Raw genomic sequence first — 26756 nt, forward strand, 5'->3', positions numbered from 1 at the left:
GTCGCCCCGGCCGTGACTGTGCAGTTTCTGACGGCTTGCGTGTTCCGGTGGCGAACTACTGTGCCCGTGTGGTGTATTCGGCGCTGGCCGACCGATACACCGGGGGGAGCGGCATGGGCTACTGGGGGTATTTCGTCGTGGGCAGAAGCGAGCAGCCGCTTGCCGAGCTACGCGCGTTGTCGGGTGCGGCGGGCATGACGCTGCACGAGACGGCGGACGGCGGCTGGCAGGTCTGGGAGTACCCGAACGCTCCCGACGGGGGCGCCTCGGACGTGGGGAACATGAACGACCTCGCGGAGGAGACGGGCGCGCCCGCGCTCTTCGGATACGTCATGGACAGCGACTGCGTGGTCGTCGAGGCGGCGGCGCCCGACAGCGGGGCCTGGACGACCTGTCTGGCCAGGGACGCGATGGCCGGGTACCTGGGCGGGAACGAGGACGGGCTGGCCGTCGACGACTTCTTCCTGGAGCCGCGCGACGCCGTCCTACGGGCCCTCGCCTGGGCCGCCGAGTCGGGCCGTGACGCGTCGGAGGAACGTCTCCTCGATGTGCTCAGTTCCGATGCGAACCCCTCGGCCGAGATGCTGTTCTTCCGGTTCCTGGACCGGCTGGGCGTCATCCCCATGTAGATTTCCGCCACTTCGCACTGTGACGTTCCGGCCACCGTGCACGCAGTAAGGGGAAGTGCGGGCTCCGCAACCAGCGGCGGCCCACCGAGGGAGGCGTGATGAGCCTGGTGGAACTGACCGCTGAGGCCGACGAGCTGGGTCTCGCGGCCGGCGGTCTGGCGTGCCTGGACAGGTGCGTGCCCCTGTTGGGCGGCGACGACGAGATCCTGCGCCCCCTGTGGGCGAGTCTCGCGGAGTCCGAGGAGGGGTTCCGCGACTGGGGCGAGTGCGTCGAGCAGGTGCGCGCCAAGCTCTATGTGGCGGACGGCCCGGAGAACCCCGCGTCGGCCGAGGGCGAGGCCGTCGCGCTGGCGCACCGCATGCTCGGCGGGGCCCCGGCGGAGCGGACCGCCGCGAACCTGCGGGAGTGGGCCGACGCCTGCTCGGTCGCCGCACTCCAGATCCACGGCCTGCTGGACGCCACGGCCCGCGCCGAGTCCGACGGCGCGGCCTCGGCGCGGGACCGGCGCGAGGGCCGTACGCAGGACATGTCGCCGCTCGTCGCCGCCGAACTGCGCCGCCAGGTCAGCGTGCTGGAACTGGTGTCGGCGCACGGTCCGGGGGGTCTGCGCCAGGCGCGCGAACTCACCACCGAGGGCCGCCGCGTCCTGCGCGCCGTGGTCTCCCGACGGGCCCGCGGACGCGCCTGAGCGCCCGCAGGCCCGAACCCGCAAGCCTGAACCCGCTCGCGACCGCCCGCGCGTACGCGCAAGGCCGGGACCCTGTTCCGTACAGGGTCCCGGCCTTGCGCGTGTGCCGCGTGCTGTCTACGGGGTCAGGACCTGCCCCAGTCGCATGGCCGTCGCCGTGCCCAGCTGGGTGACGCCGTAGTACGCCGACGTGGCGACGGAGACCCCCGAGGCGGTGCTCGGGAGGTACAGCAGCGTGCCGTTGTACGCGTCCTCGCCCTCCGCGCCGATGAGCAGGTGCGCGCGGCCGTGGCCGGAGAAGTCCGTCAGCGAGACGGCCGAACCCAGCTTGTCGTCCTTCTCCGTGGACCCGGGGACCCCCGTCGTGTCCTGCGAGAAGGAGAGCGACCCGGTGCCGGTGAGGCCGGTCGAGGCGCCCTTGAGGAGCCAGACCGCGCCCGCGTTGGCCTTGTTGGCGCCGCCGCGGGTGATGTCCTCGTTCGGGGCGCCGGTGAGGACGTCAGCGAAGCCGTCGGCGTTGAAGTCGCCCACGGAGACCGAGGTGCCCATCGCGTCACCGGACTCGTTGGCGCCCTCGACCCCCGCCGTGCTCTGGGTGATCTTCGTCAGCCCGGTGGTGGTGAAGCCCGTCGACGTGCCCGGGACCATCGTGACCTGGCCGCCGGAGACCGCGCCGGACTCGGAGGCGTACGGCTGGCCGATGACGATGTCGTCGTAGCCGTTGCCGTTCACGTCGCCCGCGGCGATCGAGCGGCCGCCCTTGACGGAGAGCGTGGACACCTTCGACAGGCCCAGCGACTTGGACCCCTTGAACCAGGTGACCTTGCCGGCGCCGGACGCGTCGCGGTAGTTGAGCGCCACGTCCGCGTAGCCGTCCCGGTTGAAGTCACCGGTCGTGGCGTCCGCGTACGCGAGGGCGCCGGAGGCGGTGGTGAGGTCGCCGGCGACCTCGTGGCCGTCGTCGAAGCGGGCCGCCCAGTTGCCGCCCGTGCCGGTGGCCGCCGTGAAGACGTCCGCCCTGCCGTCGGCGTTGAAGTCGCCGACCGCGACCGTCGCGCCGAACCTCGCCCCGGACGGCTCGTAGTCGTCGCCCAGCGCCATGGTGTCCGCGCCGAGGTCGAACTTCGGGCCGTACAGGATCGTCACCGCGCCGCGGTCCGCGTGGCCGGTCGTGTCGTCCTCGCCGGGGGCGCCGATCGCGATGTCCGCGTAGCCGTCGCCGTTGATGTCACCGAGGGCCGTGGCCGCGCCCCACTGGTCGCCCGACTCGGCGGCGCCCGGAACGTTGGCGGTGCCCTGGTTGAGTTTCACCTTCGCGGCGGACACGGGGCCGTTGACACCGCCGGGCACGAGGGTGAGCCAGCCGCTGCCCTGCTTGGGCGTGGCGGCGACGAGATCGCTGACGCCGTCGCCGTTGAAGTCGGCCGTCGGGACCGCGGAGTTCCTGGCCGGACTTGAGGCGTACCGGCGGATCTCACTCAGCTTCGAGTAGAGGTTCTTGCCGGGGCACTCGGTGGCGAAGCCGTCGCGGTGACCGGAGATCGTGTTCAGCGTGGCCTGCTGGCCCGCCTTCCACACACCCGTGTCGTCGGCGGCGGTCAGGGTGACCTGGCCGCTCGGGTTGCCGCCGTACTGGCCGAGCTTCCACGCGGCGACGCGTGCCACGGACTCCAGGGCGGCCCGGGTCGGCCTGCCCGCGGCCTTCGCCGCGGTGGTGGAGGTGGCGGCGGCGCCCTCGAAGTCACCGAGGACGGCGATGCCCGCCGAGTCGCCGTTGAAGCCGTAGGTGTGCGCGCCGCGCACCGGCAGGTCGACACCGCCCGCGCGGCCCTCGAAGATCCGGCCGCACTTGTCGACCAGGAAGTTGTAGCCGATGTCGTTCCACAGCTCGGTCTGCACGTGGTAGGCCATGATGCCGCGCACCAGCGCCGGGGACTCGGCGCAGCTGTAGTCGTTCGTACCGACCGTGTGGTGGACGAAGACCGCGCCGACCTTCTCGATGTACTCCGGCGGATCCTTGACCGTCGACTCGGCGGCACCCCACTGGGCGCGGGAGACGATCGGCGGCTGCGTCACGGTGGACGGCGGCGGGGACGGGACCGGGTCGGGCGTCGGGGAGGCCGGGGCGCTCTCCGACGCACTCCCGGAGGCGCTTGGGGACGTGCTTTCGGCGGGTGACGCGGGAGCGCCGGTCGTGTCGGCCGCACCCGTGGGCTCCGCGCCCGCCGAGTCCGCCGGGGACGCGGACGCCGGGGCGGCGTCGGACGGGGAGCCGGTCGGATCCTCGGCGACGAAGGCGGCGCTGTCCAACGAGAGACCGGTGGTCGTGTTCAGCGCCTCGTTCTTCGCCTCGGCCGAGGTCACGCCCGGGTCCACGAGACTCAGCTCAAGTCCCTTGGGCAGCCCGGAACTCGCCGACCCCCCAGCCGCGACCACCCGCGCCTCGACGCCGTCGCTCGGGCCGACCCACAGCGGATCGGATGCGCCGCGCGCCTCCTTGGCGCCCGGCTCCGCCTTGTCGACCGGGTGGAGTTCCAGGTCCAGGTTCTGCCAGCCGGTCCACTCGTCCGAGCCGAGCGCGCGCGTCCGTACCTGGGCGGTGCCGTCGAGTTCGGCCTTCGCGCCGGTCCAGGAGATGCCGAGCAGCGAGAACTGGGCGGTGCCCGTCCGCTCCACCTCACGGCGGCCCGTGCCGTCGCTGCTCATCGCGAGCTCGTGGACCTTCACGGGCCGCTTGCTGCGCGCGGCGTCCGCCGACGGACCGTCGCCCGGGTTCGCGACCGCGTACGTCACGGCGCCCGCCCCGGCCAGTACGACGGCGCCTGTCGTCAGCCACGCTCTCCGCTTCAGACTCAGCGGTTTGTACGCATGGGTCGTCCGGCGACTCAAATACCCCACCCCTAGGAAAGCGGCACAAAAAACCCACCCGTCACAAGGGTGGCTTCTTAATTCAGCGCCAACTCCGGACGAAACATCACCCAACGGGGCTGTGCGGTCCGTCACTTCGGGGCGGGTCGGACGCTTGGGGGGTGGATGGTTGTACGGATTCCGGTGAATTGCCGCGTGACCTTTGTCACCATGGGGACGTGTGATGTTCGGGTCGCCCGGCCCGCTTGGTGTTGCGGACCGGCCGTGGCTCGCGCGGCCCGGACGTGACCGAGTGAGGGGGCGCAGGCGTGACGGGGACGAGCGCGGAGTCGGGAGGGCCCCCGCGCGGGACCCGCGGGCTCTCGGCCGACCTGCGGATGCGGCAGCACGCGGCCCGGTTCGTCCAGGACGTCACGGCCCGCAACCGGCTGCCGCTGGACTACTCCGTCGCGAGCCTGCGCGTCGTCGACTTCATCGTCGACGGGCTGCGCAGGAGCGGCCGGGACCACGCGGCCGTGGGCCGGGTGCTGTACGGGCTCGGGGTGTACGCGGGAGAGGTGCTGGTGCGGCGGGCCGGCGCCGCGTGGGTCGACTTCGACCAGGGGCAGCGGGAGCTGTTCGGCCAGCCGGTGGGCGTACGGATGCCGGACGGGCGGGTGTGGAATCCGCTGGGCAAGGTCGTGAAGCGGTTCGAGGCGGGCGAGCGGGAGTCGCTGCGCACGTTCTATCTGCAGTTGCACGGGCGGGCGCGGACCGGACCGCCCGGACCGCCGGGGCGGTCCGGGTGCGTGGAGGCGGGCGGCGCGACCGACGGGCTGTGACGTTTCTGCGCCGCCCGGCGCAGATGACCTTGAGGGTGTGCGACCCCGTGCGGCCGCAGAGGTCCGTCACGGAGGTCCGCCGAAGAGGTTCACCACGGTGGTCCGCACCCGGTGCGAACGAGGCAGTGTTGGGCCAGGGAGGGGAGACCCGCCGCGTGCGGTCGTCCGACGGGGAGCTGGGCCTGGCCGTCGCGCGGGCACAGCAGGGGGACGAGGACGCCTTCGCGGTCGCGTACCGGATCGTGCAGCCCGGACTGCTCGGGTATCTGCGGGGCCTGGTCGGCGCCGAGGCGGAGGACGTGGCCTCGGACGCGTGGCTGGAGATCGCCCGGGATCTGGGTCGGTTCCGCGGGGACGGGGCGGGGTTCCGCGGCTGGACCGCGACCATCGCCCGACACCGGGCGCTCGATCATCTGCGGCGGCAGAAGGTACGGCCGCGGGCGTCCGAACTCGAACAGGACGTGCTCGACCTGCCCGCCGCCCAGAGCACGGACGACCAGGCCCTGGAGTCCCTCGGCACGCAGTACGCCCTCGAACTCCTCGCGACCCTGCCGCGCGACCAGGCGGAGGCCGTACTGCTGCGGGTCGTCGTCGGTCTCGACGGCCCGGCGGCCGGGCGGGTCCTCGGCAAACGTCCCGGCGCGGTGCGCACCGCCGCCCACCGGGGTCTGAAGCGGCTGGCCCGCCGTCTCGACGCCGAGGGTGTGACGGAAGACGGGCCCCGGACGCTGGGGGAGTCGGGATGAACGGCAGACGGTCCTCCGGCGGCGGAAGTGGATGCGGACATGGCTGAACGAGAGGGCGACAGCACCCGCCCGGACCTCGGTGTCCTCCTCGCCGCCGCCGTACGGGGCGGGGAAACGGACCCCGACGCGGAGAAGCGGGCCCTCGCCGCGTTCCGGGACGCCCGGGACGAGGGGGCGCACGCGGCGGTCCGCACCCGGCGGCGGGACGACTGGCGGCCCGCGGGCGAACGGCGCGGCTGGTCGCTGCGGGCGACGCTGCTCGCGCTGGCGGCGAGCGTGACGCTCGGCGGGGTGGCCGTGGCGGCCATCGGCTCGGGCGTGGGCGGACGGGACGACGGGGGCGAGCGGGACGGCCCCCGGCGGCCGTCGAGCAGTGCGGCGGCCGACCCCGGCGCCCCGGCCGGCGTCGGCGGACCCGCGGAGTCCGGGCCCGACCGGCCCTCCACCGCGCAGGACACCGAGGCCCACTGCCGCGCGTACGACTCCGTGAAGGAGCGGGGCAAGGCTCTCGACGCGACCGCCTGGCAGCGGCTGGTCCGGGCCGCGGGCGGCGAGGACGAGGTGGCGGCGTACTGCGCGGCGCGGTCGGCCGGGGCGAAGGAGAAGAAGAACAGCAGGAACAGCAAGAGCGCCAAGGAAGCCGAGAAGGCCGGGAAGGCCGGGAAAGCGGCGAAGGCCGAGGGTGGTGAATCGGCCAAACCGTCGAAGGCGCCGGGCCACGGTGTCACGAAAACCCCGAAGGCCACAAAGAGCGCGAAAAGCACAAAGAGCAACAAGAGTGGGAGCGGCTGACGGGAAGGGGCGCCGGCTCCGCCGATGGCAACGGCCGGGGCCGCCACCCCCCACAGGAGAGGCCCCGGCCGTCGCGCGGCACGGGCCGCGCGGCGGCCCGTACTCTCCTCAGCGCCGCCGGTGCGTTTTGTGTCACACCTGAGGCCGCAACGAGTTAGTTGCATGTTGTACGGACATGGACGCGCCCCGGTTTCAAGCCGTAACGTGCATTTCGCGCCGGATGCGGGACAGGACCGCAACCATCGACCGGGAGACCACGACGGGGATGACCCGGCCCGCGAGAGCGGCGCCGGCTGGGCGCGATAAGGGGCGCGGTGCTGGGGGACGACGCGGAGCTGACCGCCGCGGTGCTTGCCGCACAGTGCGGGGACGAGACCGCGTTCCGGACTGTGTACCGAGCCGTGCATCCACGGCTCCTGGGGTATGTGCGGACGCTGGTCGGTGACCCGGACGCCGAGGACGTGACGTCCGAGGCCTGGCTGCAGATCGCCCGCGACCTCGAACGGTTCAGCGGAGACGCCGACCGCTTCCGCGGCTGGGCGGCCCGGATAGCCCGTAACCGCGCGCTCGACCACATACGCATGCGCGGGCGGCGCCCCGCGATAGGCGGCGACGAGAGCGAACTGACCGGCAGGGCGGCCGAGTCCGACACCGCGGGCGAGGCCATGGAGGCGCTCGCCACGGGCCGCACCCTCTCCCTCATCGCCCAGCTCCCGCAGGACCAGGCGGAAGCCGTCGTGCTGCGGGTCGTCGTCGGCCTCGACGCCAAGACCGCCGCGGACACCCTCGGTAAACGGCCCGGCGCCGTCCGCACGGCGGCCCACCGCGGACTCAAACGCCTCGCGGAACTGCTCGGCGCGGACCCGGAGGCGGCTGCTCCGGAATCCGTGGGCTCCCTGGCCTCGGTCCCCCAGCAGAGACCCCCGCACTCGGAGCCGCGGACCCGTGCGGTGACGTCGGCCGGTGTGACGCATACGCCTTCGCGTACGCAGAAGGACATGTGATGGCCGACGAGCGCTCTGTCTTCCCGGGGGACGATCCCACGCCGCCCGGCCGGTGGCTGGACCGCGACGCGGCGGAGCGGCTGCTGCGCGGAGAACCGCTCGAAGCCGTCGACGCCGACATCCGCGCCCAGGCCGACCGGCTCGCCGAGGCGCTCGGCGAACTGGGCGCGTCCGCTGCCGAGTTCGCGCCGGCCGACGCTGCCGGTGACCGCAGTGCCGAACTCCCCGGCGAGGAAGCCGCGTTGGCCGCCTTCCGTTCGGCGCGCTCCGGCCGGAGCGCGGAGTCGGCCTTCGCCGGACCCTCCCGTACGCGGTCCTCGGCGCCCTTCCCTTCCCCGTCGGCCTCCACGTCCCTGGGGGCCTCCCTGGACGCGGGACTCGTCCGGCTGGGCCGTTTCACCCCGGACCACCGTGCCCGCTCCCCGTGGGGCCGCCCGGTGCGCTTCGGCCTCGCCGCCGCGCTGGCCGCCGGGATGATCGGCGGGGTCGCCGTGGCCGCCACCGCCGGTGTCCTGGCCTTCGGCGGGGGCGGACCGGAACCGGGCGCCTCCGCGACGGCCGACGTCACCCGGGACCACCCGCTCCGCACCCCGTCCCCCGAGGCGACCCGCCGCGGCGACGACCCACGGCCCGAGGGCAGCGCAGGCGCACCGACCGGCGGGAACCTGGCCCCGGGCGGCGAAACCACCCCCGAGGACACGGGTACGGGCGCACAGCCCGACTCCGACGACACCGGCCGCCAGAACCGGCAGGCGCAGCGGTGGGCCAGGATCGCCTCGGCCTGCCGTGACATCCGCGACGGCAAGGATCTCGACGACGGGCGCAGACGCACCCTGGAGGACGCGGCCCGGGGCGCCGAGCAGGTGCAGAAGTACTGCATGAGCATCCTGAGGACCTGGAACCACGGCGACTCCGACGACGACTGGAGCGACGGTTCCGGGCACAACGATCCCGGCAAGGGCGACAACGGCAAGGGCGACGACCGCGGCGGCGACGACGGCGGAAACGGCGGCGGAAACGGCGGCGGAAACGGTGACGGCGGCGGCAACGGTGGTGGTGACGGCCACGGCGGTGACGACCGCGGCCACATAGGGACGGGCACGTTCCGGGGCGACGGGGGCAAGGCGGCCCCGACCCCGGGGATCAGTGCCCTCACGGCGCCGACCGGCCGCCTCTGACCTGCGATTCCGTTCCGTCTACACGCGTGTGCCGTCCCGGTGTGACGTTTTCAGCCGCCCCGACGCAGTACTAAGCGAGCCGACTGGTCATCGGCTGTCGCACGAGCCGGGGTTCCCCCCGTACTCACGGCTCAGTGCACAAAAGGCGCGGGCGGGACACGTTCCCCCGGTCCCGCCCGCGCCCGCACACCTTCTCCGCCGTACGGCGCTCACCAGTAGATGACGACCTTGTCGCCGTCCCTGACCTGCGCGAACAGCGCCGCGATCTTCCCCTCGTCCCGTACGTTCACACAGCCGTGCGAGCCGCCGTAGTAGCCCGTCCCCGCGAAGTCCGCGGAGTAGTGGACCGCCTGGCCGCCGCTGAAGAACATCGCGTACGGCATGGGTGAGTCATAGAGCGTCGACACATGATGGCGCGACTTGAAGTAGACGTCGAAGACACCTTCGCGGGTGGGCGTGTACTGCGCGCCGAAGCGAACCTCCATCACCGAGACCGTGCGGCCGTCGATCATCCAGCGCAGGGTGCGGCTGGTCTTGCTGATGCACAGCACCCGGCCCGTCATGCAGCGCGGGTCCGGTTTCGCGGCCGGCTGGCCGCCCGACGCGTACAGGTCCCACTTGCCCGGCGCGTGGGTCATCCCCAGCAGCCGCTGCCACGTCACCGCGTCCGTGGTGCCCGTCTTCGGCAGGCCGCGCTTGCCCTGGAAACCCTTGACCGCGTAGACCGTCGAGGCGTCGTACGTGCCCGTGGGCCCCTCGTAGAGCCACAGCACCTGCCGCAGCCGGGCCTGCAGCTCCCTCACGTCCCCGCCCCGGTCGCCCGGCGACCACAGGACCTTGGCCGCTGGCTGCCCGGCGGAACTCGGCGGCTTGGCGTCACCGGGGGAGCGGCCGGCCGGTGAGGACGCACCGGAGGACGGCGTCGTACCGGCGGCGGGCGCGCCGGAGGGTGAGGTGCCCGGCGGGCCCGCGGGCTGGATGGTGCACCCGCTCACCACGGTGAGCGCTGCCAGTGCCGTCGCCGCCGCGACCGATCTCCACACACCTGGTGTACGCATTTGAACCCCCCGCCGCTCATCGATCCGGTCACCGATGTGCCGTGGTGACATCCGAGCGGCCGTCTCGTCCCGCGGAACTCCATCCTGCGCTGTCATACCCGGATGCGACACTGCCTCTCATGCTTGGCGTAACCGATCTCCCCACCTATCTCGTGGGCCTCGTGCTGATTGTTCTGCTGCCGGGGCCGAACTCGCTCTATGTGCTGTCCGTCGCCGCGCGGCGGGGTGTCAGGACCGGATATCAGGCCTCCGCCGGTGTCTGGTGCGGCGACGCCGTGCTGATGACGCTGTCCGCGGCCGGTGTCGCGTCCCTGCTGCAGGCCAACGCCCTGCTGTTCGGGATCGTGAAGTACGCGGGCGCCGGGTATCTCACCTGGCTGGCCTTCGGGATGCTGCGGGCCGCGTGGCAGATGTGGCGGACCCGGCGGGAGCGGGGCGAGACCGAGGAGACCGTCCCGCAGGCCGTCGAGGAGCGACCCTTCCGGCGGGCGCTCGTCATCAGCCTGTTCAACCCGAAGGCGATCCTGTTCTTCGTCGCGTTCTTCGTGCAGTTCGTCGACCCCGGTTACGCGTATCCGGCCCTGTCGTTCGTCGTGCTCGGCGCCTTCGCCCAGGTCGCGAGCTTCCTCTACCTCAGCGCGCTGATATTCGGCGGGACGAAGCTGGCGGCGGCCTTCACGCGGCGCAGGCGGCTCTCCGCGGGGGCCACCTCCGCCGCCGGCGCGCTCTTCCTGGGCTTCGCCGTGAAGCTGTCGCTCGCCAGCTCCGTCTGAGGGCCCCCTGAAGCAGTTCTGGCAGTCCTGGCAGTCCTAGAGGGCGCCCACGCGCGCCGCGTACTCCGCCAGACCCTGCGCCGACCCGCCCGCCCAGCCCACGTAGCCGTCGGGGCGGACCAGGAACACCCCGGTTCCGTACGCCTCGTACGCGGGGAAGCGGACCGTGCGGACGCCCGGGAGGTCCGGCACCCCGATGTCCGTGCTGCCGACCGTGAGCAGGGTCCAGTGCGGGCCCCGGAAGGCGTCGAAGAGGCGGGTTCCGGCGCGGGTGCCGTCCGGTGCGCGGTCGCCCGCCCGGAGGGCCTCCTCGGGCAGGTCCGTACGCGTCTCCACCGCCAGCGCCGAACCCCGGTAGCCGAGGCCGAGCTGCTGGGTGGCCGCACCGCGCCGCACCTCGCCGCGGTGGACGCCGGTGGACAGGCCCAGCATCTGCGCGGCGATGGGCATCCGCTCCTCCTCGTACGAGTCGAGGAGGGCGGCCGGGGCGGACCCCCGCAGCACGGCCGCGAACTTCCAGCCCAGGTTGTAGGCGTCCTGGACGCTGGTGTTGAGGCCCTGCCCGCCCGCGGGCGAGTGGACGTGGGCGGCGTCGCCCGCCAGGAAGACCCGCCCGTCCCGGAACCGGTCCGCCATCGCGGCACGCGGCCGGAACTCGGAGGCCCAGCGGACCTCGGTCACGTCGTCCGCGGACAGATGCGTGCGCGTGGCGACCAGCTTGCGGATGCCGTCGAGGGACAGGTCGGGCTCGGCGGACGGGTCCGCGAAACCGGCCGCCAGCTGGAAGTCCTCGGTGTGCGGGAGGGGGCAGATCCCCAGGAAGCCGCCCTGGAGGCCCGGACCGGCCTCGGTGGGCGGGAAGAAGTGCCAGTTGTCGCGGTCGAGCCCGGTGACGCGGATGTCCGCGACCAGTGCCGGAGCCGGGTCCACGGTCTCGCCGGTCATCCCGATGCCCAGCGCGCGCCGCACGGCCGACCGGCCGCCGTCCGCGGCGACGGCGTAGCGGGCGCGCACGGGGGCGCCGGAGGCGAAGCTCGCCGTCACCCCGTCGGCGTCCTGGGCGAGGCCGACCAGTTCCCGGCCGAAGGCGACGCCGCCGCCCAGCTCCGCCAGGCGCGCGTACAGGATCTCCTGCGTCCTCCACTGCGGCACCATCAGCGCGAAGCCCGCGTACGGGTCGGCCTCCGTCGCCTCGACCTCGTCGAACATCCGGTGCTCGCCCTGCCGCTGCCCGTCCTTCCAGACCATCCCGACGGGGTACGTGCCGCCGCCCGCCCGGAGCGCGTCCAGTACGCCGAGGTCGTCGAAGACCTCCTGGGTGCGCGGCTGGATCCCCTTGCCCCGTGAGCCGGGGAAGAGGGTGGCGGACCGCTCCACGACGAGGGCGCGTACGCCGTGCCGGGCGAGGTCGAGTGCGAGGGCGAGTCCGGTGGGCCCGGCGCCCACGATCAGGACGTCGGTCGCGGCCGGTACGGCGGCGGTGTCCACGGTGGTGTCCCCGGCGGCATGCGTGTCGGTGTCCACGGCGATCTCCTTAACGTCGTTAAGTTCCTTGGGTCGAGGATGCACTTAACGCCGTTAAGCTGTCAAGGAGAGACCTCCGGATAGGGTGCGACCGTGGCTGTAGGGAAGATCGACCGAGCGCTGGTGGCCGACACGGCGCTGCGTCTGCTGAACGAGGTCGGCCTCAACGGCCTCAGCCTCCGCGTCATCGCCAAGGAGCTGGACGTCAAGGCGCCCGCCCTCTACTGGCACTTCAAGGACAAGCAGGCGCTGCTGGACGAGATGGCGACGGAGATGTACCGGCGGATGATCGCCAGTACCTCGATCCCGCCGGGCACGGACTGGCGCGAGCGGCTTCTCGTGGCCAACCGCGGTCTGCGGGCCGCGCTGCTGAGCTACCGCGACGGGGCCAAGGTCTTCAGCGGCTCACGCTTCACCGGCACCGAGCACGCCGCCCAGATGGAGGAGAACCTGCGCGCCTTCGTGGACGCCGGGTTCACCCTCCGGCAGGGGGTGCGCGCCTTCACCACCGCGTATCTGTACACGCTGGGCTTCGTCACCGAGGAACAGGGCGTGTATCCGCTGCCGGGGGAGCGCCGCGAGGGCTACGACGTGGACGCGCGCGCCGAGATGCTCGCCGACCACCCCCTGTCGGCGGCGGCGGGCTCGGTGATCTTCGAGGGGTACGACGAGGGGTTCGAGGAAGGGCTCGAACTGCTGCTGGCCGGGATCGAGGCACGCTGTGGAATCGGCTGAACCGAGTGGCCGGCCCGGCCCGGAACCGGCCGATACGGGGGCACCCGAGGGCGGCGGGGCGGCCGAGGTGCCCGAGCGCGTCGAGGGCCTCGTCGACTTCGTCCCCGACCCCGCCGCCCGTGCCGAACTGGCCCGCCGGATGTCCGAACTCGCCGACCTCATCGACGAGGCCGGCGACGCGCTCGGCGAGATCCTCCAGGACGTTCAGCGGCTGCGGCGGGACTAGGGCCTGTCTGACCATTCCCGTCTGCCGGGCGACGCCATGCACGCTCCCCCAGCCTCCGGCCGGGGGGACCCCCACTCGCCGCACCGGGCACAGAGCCAAGTACGTCCAGTACGAGGCTCTGCGCCCGGCACGGCGAGAGCACGCACCCTGACGCCGCCCGGCCGCCCTCCGGGCGACGACGGGAATCGTCAGACAGGCCCTGGCAGGCGCGTCAGGCGCGTAAGGCGTGTGAAGTTCAGCGTGGCTTCGACAGGGCCGAGCGCAGTCGCGGGGTCAGCCGGTCCTCGACGAGCCGGTTCAGCAGCCAGGCCAGGGCCAGCATCGTCACGACCGTCAGCAGCGCCGTCGCGTACGACGGCAGGCCCAGGCTCTGGTGGTAGGCCTTGATGGCGACCCAGCCCAGGTGCTCGTGGACCAGGTAGAAGGGGTACGTCAGCGCCCCGGCCACCGTCAGCCAGGACCAGTTCGCCCGGTTCAGCCAGCCCAGCGCGACCGCGGCGACCGCCACGAAGCCCAGGGTGACGACGAGGACGATCCCGGTCGAGCTGCGGTTGGAGAAGAACTGCGGGTCGGGCGCGTGCCACAGCCGCGCCACCGCGTAGTGCTGGCCGATCAGCCAGCTCACGAGCACGATGCCCCAGGCGTACGCGTCGCGCCGGTCGCGGTGCACGAGGTAGAGGCCGATGCCGCCGATGAAGAACGGCGCGTACTCGGGCATCAGGATCAGGTCGAGCAGCGGTTCGTGCGCCGCCTGGGCGATCGCCGCGGCCAGGGTCCAGCTCGCGCAGAACAGGATCACGCGCTGCCGGGTCGCCCCGGGCAGGACCACGCAGAGCGCGAACAGGGCGTAGAAGCGCACCTCGGCCCAGAGCGTCCAGCAGACGCCGAGCACCCGGTCGACGCCCAGCGGTTGCTGCAGCAGCGTCAGGTTCACCAGCGCGTCACTGGGCGAGACGGCGTGGTAGGCGACCACCGGCAGCGCGAAGACGGCCGTGACGATGACGATCGCCGCCCAGTACGCCGGCATCAGCCGGGAGACCCGCGAGGCGAAGAACGAGCGCAGACTCCGTCCCCAGCCGCTCATGCAGATCACGAAGCCGCTGATCACGAAGAAGATCTGGACACCCAGGCAGCCGTACGCGAACCACGTGTGGAGCGTGGGGAACTGGAGCTGCGGCGAGGTGCCCCAGGCCCCTGTCACCTCGCCGTCCCGGCCGCCGTAGTGGTACGCGGCGACCATCAGGGCGGCGATCAGCCGAAGCCCGTCCAGCGCGCGCAGGCGCGGGGCGTGCTTCTTGGGGACTATCCGGGGTGGGACAGGAGCGCTGTCGCCCGCCTCGGTGGAGGGACCCGCCCCGGGAGAGGAGTCCGTCCCCGGAGAGGACGTGAGGGCGGGCGACGAATCCACGGTGCTCATCCGAGAGTGGCCCTCTTCAGGGATCGGGCGCGCTTGGCCACACGACGTACCGTCGCGTTGCGCGGGATGAAGGCGAGCTGCGCCGGTACCGCGCCGGGCAGTCCCAGCGAGGTGAGGCGCCGTCGCTTGAAGTAACGCCAGGTGTGGGCGTTCAGACGCCGGGTCAGATACTGCTCGGCGCCCGGCCGGGTGTCCGGGTAGATCTTGGGCTGCATGGCGAAGCCCACGGCCCGTACCAGCTCGGACAGTTCCTCGGCGGTCATGCCCTGGCGCTGTCCGGTGACCGCCGCGCTGTCCGTCAGCTCCGGCAGCAGCGCGTCCACGATCGTGACGGGGACGCGGTTGCTGTTCTCGTACGGGGTGAGGCGTTCGAGGAGGGGTTCGGTGCCGATGCGGGCGACCGGGAGGCCGTACAGCGCGGAGGCCGTGAGCAGTGCGGTGGAGAAGCAGCCCACCACCAGCGCGGGACGCATCCGCTGGTAGAGCACCTCGGCGAGGACCGGGCTGTCGAGCACCGTGAGGTCGGCGCCGATCCGCTCGGCCTCCTTCTCCAGGGCGCGCGACCAGCGGGCCGGCGCGCTGGGGTGCGGCTTGAAGACGATCCGGCCGTGCCCGAGTGCGACGGCGCCCTTGAGCATCCGTACGTGCAGGTCCTCCTCCTCCTCGGCGGTGAGGATGCCGAGGGCGGAGAGGTACTGGCCGAGCAGCAGGGCCGGTTCGTCGATGGCGGGCAACTCGTCGCCCGTCTTGACGAGTTCGGCCAGGACGTCGGTGAAGACCTCGGTCGGCACGATCTCCGGTCCGACACCGAACTCCGTGAGCAGCAGCGGAGTGAGGCCCGGCACCAGGTCGAGGTGGAGGAGCCGGTCGATCCGCGTGCCGACCAGCGGGTCGATCTTGTTGCGGGTCGGGCCGTAGCTCATCAGGCCGTCGGCGTAGACGGTGACGGGGGCGCCCGTGAAGATCTGGGTGAGGCCGAGCGCCGGGTTCACCTGGATCGACTCGACGATCAGCTCGACGTCGTCGTCGCCGAGCCCCCAGGCGAGCCGCAGATGCCGCTCCCACAGCGGTACGTCGTCGAGCCGCGGGGCCCAACCGCCCGGGTGGAACGGGGAGATGGTCTCGTTCCACGAGATCACGTCGTCGAACCGGCCGCGCAGCTGCGTGAAGCCGGGCATCTCGTCGACGCCGGGTGTCGTCTCGGGTGTCGCCGCGTTGTTGGAGACGAGCAGGACACGCCGGTCCGCGGGGCGGAAGCAGCCGGCGTCGACGGCGGCGGCGAGCGTCGCCGTGCCGTACAGCGTCGACGCCATGAAGATCTGGATGGTCACGCGGACACCCCCGCGGCCGCCGGCCGGCGACGCAGCCGACGCAGTCGCGTCGCGCGCTGTATGTCCATGGAGTCGAGGGCGTCATCGAGGACGTCCTGCGGCATACGCCGCAATGCGACGGCACTCATCGACTTCAGTTTTCGTGCCACTGGCGGCTCGAACCTTTCGATGGATCCCAGGTGATGGGAAATAATCGCACAGTAGGTCCGCACGGCCTTCGGCAGGAGTTTATCGGCGTCCCGGTCCTGTGCCGTTTCGCTTACCACCTGGTCGAACGCGCGAATGAAATCCAGCTGCCGTACGTCACCGATCTGCGTCAGTGAGGAGGCGACACCGCGCCGGTAGAACACCCCGAGCAGGCCCACCGTGGCGAACGATTCCGCCTCCCGGTGCAGCTTCCAGATCCACGGCCGGTCCTCGGCCGTGCGCAGCCCGTCGGTGAAGTGCAGCAGGCCCCGGTCGGCCAGTCTGCGGTGGTAGATGCCGGCCCACGCGTACGCGTAGTCGACGGAGGTGGAGCGGTCGGCGGGCAGGATCGCCTCGCGCGGATCGAGGACGACACCGCGCCTGCCGTACGGCACACGGTGGATGGTGCGGGCCCGCGCGGTGCACTGGACATGGTCCGTGCGCACGAAGTCGCAGCCCAACCCCTCGATGGAGGCGAGCAGTTGCTCGTAATAGCCGGGGGCGAGCCAGTCGTCCCCGTCGAGGAACGTGAGGTACTCGCCCTGTGCCGCGTCGATGCCGGTGTTGCGCGCGGTGGCCAGTCCTCCGTTCTGCTCGTGTCTGACATGCACCGCGCCCGGGAGCTCGCGCTCCGCGCGCGCGAGGATGTCCGGCGTCTCGTCGCGGGAACAGTCGTCGACGAGAATGAACTCGAAGTCGTCGCGTGCGTTCGCACGCAGACTCTTCAGGGTGTCGGGCGCATATTGCTGCACGTTGTAGAACGGCACGATGACGGAGAGCTTGACCACCCACGTGACGTTAGGCGGCGGCCCGGCATTCGTCTTGACCGCCGGTGAGATGTCAGGTGAACGACACGTGGCGGAATGGTGAACCGGGCCTTATTGCGGGCGGATCGGGGGTCGCGTCGCCATTCGGCGGTGTGCTGTTAACCCTTTGTTGTATTCCGGTTGGGCCGGTGATCGGAATCGCTTCCTAGCGTCTTCGGTGTGCCAGCAAGTACCACGAAGTCCCTGCGAGTGGCCGTCCTCGCCGATTCCGACACCCGGTGGAAATGGGGCGCGCTCACCGCGAACCGTATCGCACCGGCCGATTCGGACATCAGGCTCGACGGCTACCTCCTGAGGGGCCGTGCGACCCCCACCGCCCGTCAGCTCGAAGAGGTCGGCGTACGCGCCGACTCCCTCCGGGAGGTCACCTCCGTCGAGTTCCTCAAGGAGATGGCCCGCGAGGAGGCCGCGTACGACGTCCTCGTGCTGTCCCTCGTCGGGGGCGGCGTCCAGGCGATGCTGCACGGGCTCTCCCACCAGTGGCGGGAGCGCGCGGCGACGGGCAGCACGAAGCGGCCCGTGGTCGTCACCGGCTATGTCGGCGTCGTCTACGAGAAGCTCGCCGACGGACTGCTCCTGCGGCACGGCGCGGACCTCGTCCTCGCCAACTCCCGCCAGGACGCGGACCGTTTCACCGCCGTGTACGAGGGAGTGGGCGCCGACGCCTCCTCGGTGACCGAGGTCGCCCTGCCGTTCCTCGGCGGCGACCCGTACGAGAAGCACGACCCCTGCACGGTCGTCTTCGCCGCGCAGCCCTCCGTGCCGGAGAGCCGCAAGGACCGTACGTACCTGCTGAACCGGCTCGTCCAGCACGCCAGGCTGCACCCGGACCGCGAGGTCCTGCTGAAGCTGCGGTCCAAGCCGGGCGAGCACACCACCCACATCGAGGAGCAGCCCTACCAGCGCCTCGCGGAGCGGATCCCCGGCGGCCTGCCCGCCAACCTCCGCCTCGTGTACGGGCACATGGGCGAGGTCCTCGACCGTACGGACCTGCTGGTCACCGTCAGTTCCACGGCGGCGCTCGAATCACTGCACCGGCGGATCCCCACCGTGGTCCTCACCGACCTCGGGGTGCGCGAGTCGCTCGGCAACCACCACTTCGTGGGCTCCGGCTGCCTCGCCTCCTGGGACCAGCTGGACGACGGGCACATCCCGTCGCCCGACGAACGGTGGGTCGCCCGCCAGGGTGTCGCCGCCGGGGGGTCCGACGCCGGGAATCCACCGGCCGAGGGCGGCTCGTACGAGACGGCCTTCGACGCGGCCCGGGAGCGGATCGCCGGGCTGCTCGCCGGGGGCGCGCTGCCCGACCTCGCCCCCTACTACACGCCCGTCACCGCGCCCGGCTACCTGCCCGGCATCCTCGCCCGCCACCACCTCGCGCCGGACGGCAGTCCGCTGCCCGGCGCGCCCGACGCCGACCGGGAGCCGGGGGCCGTGCGGCAGATCGTGCGGCGCGCCGCACGCGGCGCGTACCGGCACGGGGTGCAGCGGGTGGCTCCGGTCATCCGGCGGATGGGGGAGCTGTGAGCTTCTCCACGCCGGAGGCCCAGCGGCCCACTGCCGTCTTGAACCTGCGGGTTCGTCGTGGCTGGGCGCGCCGTTCCCCGCGCCCCTTCGGGGGCGCTGTACGGCGGGCCCCTTCCACGCGACTGCCAACCAAGGAGTACAGCGAATGACCAACTCGGAAGCGGGACGGCTGAAGGCAGTGCCCCGTGTGCTCGCGGTGATCCCGGCCCGGGGCGGGTCCAAGGGGGTTCCCGCCAAGAACCTGCTGCCCGTCGGCGGTGTGCCGCTGGTCGCCCGCGCGGTGCGCGAGTGCCGTGCGGCCCGGCTGGTGACGGACGTCGTGGTCTCCACCGACGACCAGGCGATCGCCTCCGCCGCCCGTGAGGCGGGCGCCGAGGTCGTGCTGCGGCCCGCCGCCATCGCCGGCGACACCGCGACCTCCGAGGCGGCCGTCCTGCACGCCATGGACGCCCACGAGGCCCTGCACGGCTCCGCCGTGGACGCCGTACTCCTCGTGCAGTGCACCAGCCCCTTCATCATCCGCGAGGACATCGACGGAGTGGCCGGCGCGGTCGTGGAGAACGGCGCGGACACCGCGCTGACCGTGGCGCCCTTCCACGGCTTCATCTGGCGGGACGCCGACGACGACCCGGCTGCGGTCGACACCGAACTGACCCGGTCCGTCGGCGGCGGCACGACGGTCGCCAACGCCACCGCCACCGACGGCGGTTACGGCGTCAACCACGACAAGTCGTTCCGGCCGCGCCGCCAGGACCGGCCCCAGGACCTCCTGGAGACCGGCGCCGCGTACGCCATGAACGCGGCAGGACTGCGCGAGCACAAGCACCGCTTCTTCGGCCGGACGGAACTCGTCCGCACCGACCCCGCGCGGGTCCTGGAGATCGACGACCCGCACGACCTCGCCCGCGCCCGGGCCCTCGCGCCGCTCTTCGACGCGAACCGGCCCGGCACGCTCCCGACCGCCGCCGACATCGACGCGGTCGTCCTCGACTTCGACGGCACCCAGACCGACGACAGGGTGCTGATCGACTCCGACGGAAAGGAGTTCGTCTCCGTGCACCGCGGCGACGGACTCGGTATCGCGGCCCTCCGCAGGAGCGGCCTGTCGATGCTGATCCTTTCCACGGAGCAGAACCCGGTCGTCGCCGCCCGCGCACGGAAGCTCAAGATCCCCGTGCTGCACGGCATCGACCGGAAAGACCTCGCACTGAAGCAGTGGTGCGAGGAACAGGGCATCGCGCCCGAGCGCGTGCTCTACGTCGGCAACGACGTCAACGACCTCCCGTGCTTCGCCCTCGTCGGCTGGCCCGTGGCGGTCGCGAGCGCCCACGACGTCGTACGCGGCGCCGCACGCGCGGTCACCACCGTCCCCGGTGGCGACGGCGCGATCCGGGAGATCGCCAGCTGGATCCTCGGCCCCTCTCTCGATTCCCTCGACAAGTAAGGAACGTCTCCACCATGAGCTCCAACTCCCGTCTGCGCACCTTCGGTTCCAAGACCGCAGGACCCGGCCACCCCGTCTACGTCGTCGGTGAGATCGGCATCAACCACAACGGCGACCTGGAGAACGCGTTCAAGCTGATCGACGCCGCCGCCGAAGCCGGCTGCGACGCCGTGAAGTTCCAGAAGCGCACCCCGGAGATCTGCACCCCGCGCGACCAGTGGGACATCGAGCGCGACACCCCCTGGGGCCGGATGACCTACATCGACTACCGCCACCGCGTGGAGTTCGGCGAGGACGAGTACCGCCAGATCGACGAGTACTCCAAGTCGAAGAACATCGCCTGGTTCGCCTCCCCGTGGGACACCGAGGCCGTCGCCTTCCTGGAGAAGTTCGACGTCCCGGCCCACAAGGTCGCCTCCGCCTCCCTGACCGACGACGAGCTGCTGCGCTCGCTGCGCGCCACCGGCCGCACGGTCATTCTCTCCACCGGCATGTCGACGCCGAAGCAGATCCGCCACGCGGTCGAGGTCCTCGGCAGCGACAACATCCTGATGTGCCACGCCACGTCGACCTACCCGGCGCAGGCCGAGGAGCTCAACCTCCGCGTCATCAACACCCTCCAGGCCGAGTACCCGAACGTCCCGATCGGCTACTCCGGTCACGAGACGGGCCTGCAGACCACGCTCGCCGCGGTCGCCCTCGGCGCCACCTTCGTCGAGCGTCACATCACCCTCGACCGCGCGATGTGGGGCTCCGACCAGGCCGCCTCCGTCGAGCCGCAGGGCCTGACCCGCCTGGTGCGCGACATCCGCACCATCGAGGCCTCCCTCGGCGACGGCGTCAAGAAGGTCTACGAGTCCGAGCTGGGCCCGATGAAGAAGCTGCGCCGCGTCTCGGGCGTCGTCGCCGAGGCCGAGATCGCCGCCGCCGCGGGCGAGCCCGTCGCCGTCTGATCCACTCCCCACCCTTCGTCACTCCCACCCCTTCCGATTCCAGGGAAGCGACGGTCGTACGTCGATGAGTCCCCGCGCCGGGTCCACCGGCCCCCAGTCACCCGCCACGCTGGCTTTCGTGGAAAGCCCGGTGCAGCTCCTGAACGTCCTGGAGTGGGCGCACGCGCACGCCCTGAAGGCGGCGGCCCTCAGGAGCACCGGCGAGACCTCCGGACCCCCGGGTCCGGAGCTGGGAGCCGGCCGGCCCGGCGGAACGGGCAGGTTCGGGCGCTCCGGCAGGCCCGGCGGTTCGGGCAGGCCCGGCGGGCCCGGCAGGACTGAGGACGCAAGGCCGGGAGAGGCCGGTACCGGCCTCACCCTCGTCGTCCTGTCGCCCACCGACCCGATGACCCGCGGGCAGCTCAGACGCATGGCCGAGCTGGCCAGGGACGAGGGGTACGACGTGCGGTGGGAGGAGGCGCGGGGCGGCACGACCGCGCCCTTCCACACGGTCGGCGGACTCGCGCCGCTGCTGCGGCGCGCACGGCGCATCGTGATGGGCGACCCCTTCTCGCGGTACGTGCAGCTGCTGCTGACCATCACCCGCGCCCGCGACCTCGTCGTCGTGGACGACGGGACCGCGACCATGGAGTTCGTCTCCCAACTGGCCCGCGGTGAACGGCTGGTGCGCTGGCATCGGCGCGGCGGGCGCCCCGGGGCCCGGGACCTGGTCTTCGCACCGGTCTCGGCCCGGGCCCGCCGCCGGCTCACCCCCGGCGCCGGACGCCGGGTGGAGATCTTCTCCTCCATGCCGATCGACGAGACGCCCGAGGGCGTCGACGTCTCGGCCAACGACTTCGCGTGGACCCGGGCCCGCTTCGGCCCGCCCCGCATCACGAAGGGCGCCGACCTGGTCGGCACGTCCCTGGTGGAGACCGGGGTCGTCGACCCCGACCGCTATGTCGAAGCGGTGAAGGGGCTGGCCGGCACCTACGGGGCCACCCGCTACTTCGCCCACCGCAGGGAGAGCCCCGAGAAGCTGCACCGGCTGGCCGTCGAGACCGGTCTGGAGATCGTCCGCCCGGACCTCCCGCTGGAACTGATCGCCCGCCGGGGCCCCATCGGCCGCATGATCCTCAGCTTTCCCTCCACCGTGGTCCACACCCTGCCGCTCGCACTGGCCGGCACGGACGTCAAGGTCGCCGTCTTCGACATCGACCCGTCCTGGCTCACGGAGAACGCCTCACCCCGGGCCCAGGGCTTCCTCTCGGGCGTCACCGACACGGCCCGCGACGCCCACCGGCTGTCGGCGATCACGGCCACCTGAGGGGACGGGCGGCGGAGCCCTGCCGTGGTGCTGTCCGGCAGCTGAACGGAACCGATCAGGTGCCCGTATGCGTGGTATGCGTAGAGAGCCTGTTTCCGGGGACCCGGGAATGGGCGTCGCCGCTCGGAGGTTTTCCCACAAGGAAGGCCGGATCCGGTATCCGCCTGGGCAGGCGTGGGAGCCGCCGGTCCAGAAAGCCGGGCGAGTGTACCCAAGCCAGTCAATCTGTATGCGCCACGCGGCTAGATTTCCTGTCCCGAACGCGTTGAAGTTTTGTTGATCGCAGGGCAGTCGGTCGTCGCGTCGCCCTACCCTTCAGAGGGTGAACCAACTGATGTCGCAAGAGTCCGAGGCCGATTCGTCCGGGGAAGCGTCGATCGGGGAGGAGTTGTCCGAGGGGGCAGCGCTTCCCGGCGTGCTGTCGGAGGCGCTCCGTGCCGAACTCGTCGCGTTCCGCCGCGACTTGCACATGCACCCCGAGCTGGGAAACCAGGAGTTCCGCACCACCGCCGCGATCAAGGAACGGCTGGAACGGGCCGGTCTGCGGCCCCGCGTGCTCGACACCGGAACCGGGCTCATCTGCGACATCGGCGTACCGGACCCCGCGCTTCCGATGCTCGCCCTGCGCGCCGACATCGACGGCCTGCCCATCCCGGACATGAAGAGCGGCTGCGCCTACCGCTCGACCGTGCCCGACCGCGCCCACGCCTGCGGACACGACGTGCACACGACCGTCGTCCTGGGCGCCGCCCTTGTCCTCGCCGACCTGTACGAGCGGGGCCTGCTCGACCGGGCCGTACGCCTGATCTTCCAGCCCGCCGAGGAAGTACTGCCCGGCGGCGCCCCCGACGTCATCAAGGGCGGCGGCCTCGACGGCGTCGGCCGGATCGTCGCCGTCCACTGCGACCCGCGGGTCGACGCCGGGCGCATCGGCCTGCGGTACGGGCCCATCACCTCCGCCTGCGACCGGGTCGAGGTCTCCCTGGACGGGCCCGGCGGACACACCGCCCGGCCGCACCTCACCACCGACCTCGTCACCGCCGCCGCCCGGGTCGCCGTCGACGTGCCGGCCGTCGTCGCCCGGCGGGTCGACGCCCGCTCCGGACTCTCCCTGACCTGGGGACGGATCGAGTCGGGGCACGCCTGCAACGTGATCCCGCAGCACGCCGAACTCTCCGGGACCGTACGGTGCCTGGACCTCGCCGCCTGGCACGCCGCCCCCGACCTGGTGCACGCCGCGATCGACGAGGTCGCCACGCTCCACCGGGCGAAGTCCGAGATCAGCTACGTACGCGGGGTGCCGCCGGTCGTCAACGAGCCGGGCGCCACCGATCTGCTGCGCGCGGCGATGACCGCCCGGCTCGGGGCGAACTCCGTGGAGGACACCGAACAGAGCCTCGGCGGGGAGGACTTCTCCTGGTACCTGGAGCACGTGCCCGGCGCCATGGCCCGGCTCGGGGTGCGCACGCCGGGCGAGCGCACCGTGCGGGACCTGCACCAGGGGGACTTCGACGCCGACGAGTCGGCCATCACGGTGGGCGTCGAGATGTTCACCGCCGCCGCCCTGCTGCAGGCGCGCGGCTGAGGAGGCGGCGCCGGGCAGCCGGTGATCCACGGACGAAGGGGTGCCCCGTTCGGTACCCCTTCGTCCCCTTGTGTCACTCGTACGTAACCGGCGGCGGGCGTTCGTAACGGGCCGTCGGCACGAATCGATAACGGCAGTGAAGAACCCCGTTCCCCTCCCCTTCTACGCGCGTTACTGTGCGCCGCAGTCAGCGTCGGCAACGGCGCCGTTGGGGAATGTAAGGGGTGCTCTCTCATGCGTCGGATTTCTCGGAGAACCAGGCTTTCTCAAGCCGCTGTCGCCGTCGCGGTCGTCGTCGTCGCGGCCGCCGGCTGCGGTGAGACCAGCAGCGACTCCTCGGGCAGCGACACCGAGTCCGGCTCAGGCTCCGGCTACAAGGGCAAGGGCATCGGGCTCGCCTACGACATCGGCGGCCGTGGAGACCAGTCCTTCAACGACGCCGCGTACGCCGGGTACGAGAAGGCCCGCAAGGAATTCAAGATCGGCGGGAACGACATCGAGCCGAGCGACGGCGAGTCGGACGCCGACAAGGTGCAGCGGCTGACCCAGATGGCCAAGGCCGGCTACAACCCCATCGTCGGCGTCGGCTACATCTACGCCCCGGCGGTCAAGGAGGTCGCCGCCAAGTACCCGAAGGTCACCTTCGCCGTCATCGACGACGCCCAGGTGCAGGCGAAGAACGTCGCCGACATGGTGTTCGCCGAGGAGCAGGCCTCCTACCTGGCCGGTGTCGCCGCCGCCAAGGCCACGAAGAAGGACCACGTGGGCTTCATCGGCGGGGTCGACATCCCGCTCATCCACAAGTTCGAGGACGGCTTCGTCCAGGGGGTCAAGTCGGTCGATCCGAAGATCGAGATCGAGAAGCGGTACCTCACCGAGAAGCCCGAGGACGGCGGGTTCTCCAACCCGAGCATGGGCAAGGAGGCCGCCAGCGGGCAGGTCGAGGCCGGCGCCGACGTGATCTACCACGCGGCCGGTCTGTCCGGCCAGGGCGTCATCCAGGAGGCCGCGGCGCAGAAGGTCTGGGCGATCGGGGTGGACTCGGACCAGTACAAGCAGAAGGCGCTCGCCGCGTCGAAGGACTGGATCCTCGGCTCCGCGCTCAAGGACGTCGGCGGCGCGGTGTACGAGGTCACGAAGTCCGTCGTGGACGGGAAGCCGCTGTCCGGTGAGCACCGGGGCGACCTGAAGTCGGGCGGAGTGGGCTTCGCGGACTCCAACCCGAAGTACAAGGAGATGACGGACGTCGTCGAGGCGGTGGAGAAGGCGAAGGAGGACATCGTCAGCGGCACGGTCACGGTGAAGACCGACTGACGTCCTGACCTGCGGGGTGCGCTCCCGCCTGCGGCCCGGCGGGGGCGGCCCGCGCCCCTCAAGGACGGGGCTGCGCCCCTGCCCCGACGACGCCGGCACGGTCGGCTGACGGCCGGTGGGGGCCGTTCGCGCAGTTCCCCGCGCCCCTTCAGGACGGGGCTGCGCCCCTGCCCCGGCGATGGTGGCACGGTCGGCTGACGGCCGGTGGGGGTCGGCCGCGCAGTTCCCCGCGCCCCTTGGGGTGGCGGGCGTGCGTCGTCGGCCGACAGTCGGTGGGGGTGGGCCGCGCCGTTCCCCGCGCCCCTGATGTGGTGGCGGTGGCGCGGTCGGCTGGCGGCCGGTGGCCGGGGTCGGGGCGTAGCCCCGCTCCGGAGGGGCGCGGGGAACTGCGCGACAAGCCCCCACCGGGCCGCAGCCGACAATGCGCCCCCACCACCCCGCCCCCGCTGAGGGACACGTACACCCCTTGCCTCCCGCAAGGGGTGTACCACGTTCCGTAGTCTGTACGGCATCTGTGGCCACAGCTCGATAACGGACCGGACAGAAGGGGTTTTCCGTCTGGTCTACGCGCGTTACGCTGCGGCGGAACCAGCGCCTGGTATGGGCGCTTGCACAAAGGAGTCACGTTCCATGCGCCGGGTGTCCCGAATCGCTGTCGCGGGCGTTGCGACCGCTACCCTCACCGCCGCCCTCGCTGCTTGCGGCGGCACGTCCAACGACGCCGCTGACAGCGGCGACGGCAAGAGCAAGGGCATCGCCCTCGCGTACGACGTCGGCGGCAAGGGCGACCAGTCCTTCAACGACGCCGCGACCGCCGGAATGGAGAAGGCCGCCGCGGAGTTCAAGTACGGCTCCAAGGCCGTCGAGCCCACCGACGGCGAGTCCGACGCCGACAAGGTGCAGCGCCTGCAGACGCTGGCCAAGGCGGGCTACAACCCGGTCGTCGGCGTGGGCTACGCCTACGCGCCGGCCGTCGCCGAGGTCGCCGCCAAGTTCCCGAAGATCACGTTCGGCATCGTCGACGACGAGACGATCGACAAGAAGAACGTCGCGGACATGGTCTTCCACGAGGAGCAGTCCTCGTACCTCGCGGGCGTCACCGCGGCCCTCACCACCAAGTCCAACACCGTCGGCTTCGTCGGCGGCGTGGACATCCCGCTGATCCACAAGTTCGAGGCGGGCTACAAGCAGGGCGTCGCGGACACGAACCCGAAGGTCAAGGTCGTCTCGCAGTTCCTCACCGAGAAGGCCGAGGACGGCGGCTTCGCCAGCCCCGACAAGGGCAAGACGGCCGCCGAGGGCCAGATCGAGGACGGCGCCGACGTGGTCTACCACGCCGCGGGCCTGTCCGGTCAGGGCGTCATCGAGGCCGCTTCCGCCGCCAAGGTGTGGGCGATCGGCGTCGACTCCGACCAGTACAGCCAGGACGCCCTCAAGGCGTACAAGCAGTACATCCTCACCTCGGCCACCAAGGACGTCGCGGGCGCGGTCTACAACCTCGCCAAGTCGGTCCAGGACGGCAAGCCCGAGACGGGTGTCGTGCGTGCCTCCCTCAAGACCGGCGGTGTCGGCCTCGCGGACTCGAACCCCGACTTCAAGGGCAACGCCAAGCTGCAGGCGGCCCTGGAGAAGGCCACCACGGGCATCAACGACGGCACCATCAAGGTCAAGACCTCGTAGTAACCGTCCGAGGTAACCATGGTCAATCGGGCGCTGTAATGGCAGCGTTACGGTCGCGAAAACGGGGTGTGGGAAGGATGGCCTTCCCGCGCCCCGTTCGCGCGGCGGATGACCCGGGTCTGTCCGGGAGGCATGGATATGCC

The 26756-nt window shown here is 71.8% G+C and carries 23 protein-coding genes; 17 read left to right on the forward strand and 6 right to left on the reverse strand.

All coding sequences use genetic code 11. The features are described from left to right. Window positions 1-113 precede the first annotated feature (113 nt). The gene (locus ACFVH5_RS15915; RefSeq protein ID WP_384800471.1) at window positions 114-629 is read left to right on the forward strand and encodes a hypothetical protein; all 516 of its coding nucleotides are present in this window, start codon (window positions 114-116) and stop codon (window positions 627-629) included. A 98-nt stretch (window positions 630-727) separates the two neighbouring features. Next, complete coding sequence (locus ACFVH5_RS15920; protein WP_385834268.1) at window positions 728-1318, forward strand: hypothetical protein; 591 nt, start codon at window positions 728-730, stop codon at window positions 1316-1318. Window positions 1319-1435: 117 nt separating this feature from the next. On the opposite strand, the gene ACFVH5_RS15925 is transcribed toward ACFVH5_RS15920, so the two are convergent. Beyond that, window positions 1436-4216: an FG-GAP-like repeat-containing protein gene (locus ACFVH5_RS15925; protein WP_385834269.1), complete on the reverse strand. Its 2781-nt coding sequence runs from the start codon at window positions 4214-4216 to the stop codon at window positions 1436-1438. Between the two features lie 347 nt (window positions 4217-4563). Here ACFVH5_RS15925 and ACFVH5_RS15930 point away from each other — a divergent pair, with 347 nt between their 5' ends. From ACFVH5_RS15930 to ACFVH5_RS15950, 5 genes are all read left to right on the forward strand, one after another. Next, window positions 4564-5007 carry a hypothetical protein gene (locus tag ACFVH5_RS15930; RefSeq protein ID WP_384800468.1) on the forward strand — a complete coding sequence of 148 codons (444 nt, stop codon included), beginning with the start codon at window positions 4564-4566 and terminating at the stop codon, window positions 5005-5007. A 128-nt stretch (window positions 5008-5135) separates the two neighbouring features. Continuing rightward, the gene (locus tag ACFVH5_RS15935) at window positions 5136-5753 is read left to right on the forward strand and encodes an RNA polymerase sigma factor (protein ID WP_385834270.1); all 618 of its coding nucleotides are present in this window, start codon (window positions 5136-5138) and stop codon (window positions 5751-5753) included. A 39-nt stretch (window positions 5754-5792) separates the two neighbouring features. After that, window positions 5793-6545, forward strand: a complete 753-nt coding sequence (locus ACFVH5_RS15940; protein ID WP_385834271.1) for a hypothetical protein — start codon at window positions 5793-5795, stop codon at window positions 6543-6545. Between the two features lie 314 nt (window positions 6546-6859). Further along, window positions 6860-7549, forward strand: a complete 690-nt coding sequence (locus tag ACFVH5_RS15945) for an RNA polymerase sigma factor (RefSeq protein WP_385834272.1) — start codon at window positions 6860-6862, stop codon at window positions 7547-7549. After that, window positions 7549-8727 carry a hypothetical protein gene (locus ACFVH5_RS15950; protein WP_385834273.1) on the forward strand — a complete coding sequence of 393 codons (1179 nt, stop codon included), beginning with the start codon at window positions 7549-7551 and terminating at the stop codon, window positions 8725-8727. The genes ACFVH5_RS15945 and ACFVH5_RS15950 overlap by 1 nt, the downstream gene beginning before the upstream one ends. A gap of 209 nt (window positions 8728-8936) precedes the next feature. On the opposite strand, the gene ACFVH5_RS15955 is transcribed toward ACFVH5_RS15950, so the two are convergent. After that, complete coding sequence (locus ACFVH5_RS15955; protein ID WP_385834274.1) at window positions 8937-9785, reverse strand: L,D-transpeptidase family protein; 849 nt, start codon at window positions 9783-9785, stop codon at window positions 8937-8939. Between the two features lie 119 nt (window positions 9786-9904). On the opposite strand from ACFVH5_RS15955, the gene leuE reads away from it, so the two are divergent. Beyond that, window positions 9905-10558: a leucine efflux protein LeuE gene (gene leuE, locus ACFVH5_RS15960; protein WP_385834275.1), complete on the forward strand. Its 654-nt coding sequence runs from the start codon at window positions 9905-9907 to the stop codon at window positions 10556-10558. A gap of 36 nt (window positions 10559-10594) precedes the next feature. On the opposite strand, the gene ACFVH5_RS15965 is transcribed toward leuE, so the two are convergent. Next, window positions 10595-12046: an FAD-dependent oxidoreductase gene (locus tag ACFVH5_RS15965; protein WP_385834296.1), complete on the reverse strand. Its 1452-nt coding sequence runs from the start codon at window positions 12044-12046 to the stop codon at window positions 10595-10597. Between the two features lie 129 nt (window positions 12047-12175). Here ACFVH5_RS15965 and ACFVH5_RS15970 point away from each other — a divergent pair, with 129 nt between their 5' ends. Both ACFVH5_RS15970 and ACFVH5_RS15975 read left to right on the forward strand, forming a co-directional pair. Then, window positions 12176-12817 (forward strand): TetR/AcrR family transcriptional regulator, encoded by a 642-nt coding sequence (locus ACFVH5_RS15970; RefSeq protein ID WP_384800197.1) that lies wholly within the window; start codon window positions 12176-12178, stop codon window positions 12815-12817. After that, window positions 12804-13043 (forward strand): hypothetical protein, encoded by a 240-nt coding sequence (locus tag ACFVH5_RS15975; RefSeq protein ID WP_385834277.1) that lies wholly within the window; start codon window positions 12804-12806, stop codon window positions 13041-13043. The genes ACFVH5_RS15970 and ACFVH5_RS15975 overlap by 14 nt, the downstream gene beginning before the upstream one ends. Before the next feature lie 235 nt (window positions 13044-13278). Here the strand turns inward: ACFVH5_RS15975 and ACFVH5_RS15980 are convergent, their stop codons facing one another. The 3 genes from ACFVH5_RS15980 to ACFVH5_RS15990 are packed head-to-tail and all read right to left on the reverse strand — an operon-like array spanning window position 13279 to window position 16765. Further along, window positions 13279-14460 (reverse strand): acyltransferase family protein, encoded by a 1182-nt coding sequence (locus tag ACFVH5_RS15980; protein ID WP_384800191.1) that lies wholly within the window; start codon window positions 14458-14460, stop codon window positions 13279-13281. Beyond that, entirely contained in the window at window positions 14457-15791 is a 1335-nt protein-coding gene (locus ACFVH5_RS15985; protein WP_385834278.1) for an alpha-2,8-polysialyltransferase family protein, read from the reverse strand. Before ACFVH5_RS15985 ends, ACFVH5_RS15980 begins: the two co-directional genes overlap by 4 nt. Beyond that, the gene (locus ACFVH5_RS15990) at window positions 15788-16765 is read right to left on the reverse strand and encodes a glycosyltransferase family 2 protein (RefSeq protein WP_366784352.1); all 978 of its coding nucleotides are present in this window, start codon (window positions 16763-16765) and stop codon (window positions 15788-15790) included. Before ACFVH5_RS15990 ends, ACFVH5_RS15985 begins: the two co-directional genes overlap by 4 nt. 198 nt (window positions 16766-16963) lie before the next feature. Between ACFVH5_RS15990 and ACFVH5_RS15995 the strand changes: the two genes are divergently transcribed. The 7 genes from ACFVH5_RS15995 to ACFVH5_RS16025 all read left to right on the forward strand — a co-directional run bounded on the left by ACFVH5_RS15995 (window position 16964) and on the right by ACFVH5_RS16025 (window position 26613). Next, a complete protein-coding gene (locus ACFVH5_RS15995) occupies window positions 16964-18331 on the forward strand; it encodes a DUF6716 putative glycosyltransferase (RefSeq protein WP_385834279.1) in 1368 nt (455 codons plus the stop codon). A gap of 145 nt (window positions 18332-18476) precedes the next feature. Further along, entirely contained in the window at window positions 18477-19775 is a 1299-nt protein-coding gene (locus tag ACFVH5_RS16000; protein WP_385834280.1) for a cytidylyltransferase domain-containing protein, read from the forward strand. 14 nt (window positions 19776-19789) lie between these two features. After that, window positions 19790-20728 (forward strand): N-acetylneuraminate synthase family protein, encoded by a 939-nt coding sequence (locus ACFVH5_RS16005; RefSeq protein ID WP_107015790.1) that lies wholly within the window; start codon window positions 19790-19792, stop codon window positions 20726-20728. 64 nt (window positions 20729-20792) lie between these two features. Beyond that, window positions 20793-22034, forward strand: coding sequence for a hypothetical protein (locus tag ACFVH5_RS16010; RefSeq protein ID WP_385834281.1), 1242 nt, complete (start codon window positions 20793-20795; stop codon window positions 22032-22034). 334 nt (window positions 22035-22368) lie between these two features. Next, window positions 22369-23619, forward strand: a complete 1251-nt coding sequence (locus ACFVH5_RS16015; RefSeq protein ID WP_385834282.1) for an amidohydrolase — start codon at window positions 22369-22371, stop codon at window positions 23617-23619. 234 nt (window positions 23620-23853) lie between these two features. Beyond that, window positions 23854-24933: a BMP family protein gene (locus ACFVH5_RS16020; protein WP_385834283.1), complete on the forward strand. Its 1080-nt coding sequence runs from the start codon at window positions 23854-23856 to the stop codon at window positions 24931-24933. A 630-nt stretch (window positions 24934-25563) separates the two neighbouring features. Further along, the gene (locus ACFVH5_RS16025; protein WP_385834284.1) at window positions 25564-26613 is read left to right on the forward strand and encodes a BMP family protein; all 1050 of its coding nucleotides are present in this window, start codon (window positions 25564-25566) and stop codon (window positions 26611-26613) included. Window positions 26614-26756 lie beyond the last annotated feature (143 nt).

It is taken from the genome of Streptomyces sp. NPDC127119, from assembly GCF_042677425.1.
GTDB lineage: Bacteria > Actinomycetota > Actinomycetes > Streptomycetales > Streptomycetaceae > Streptomyces.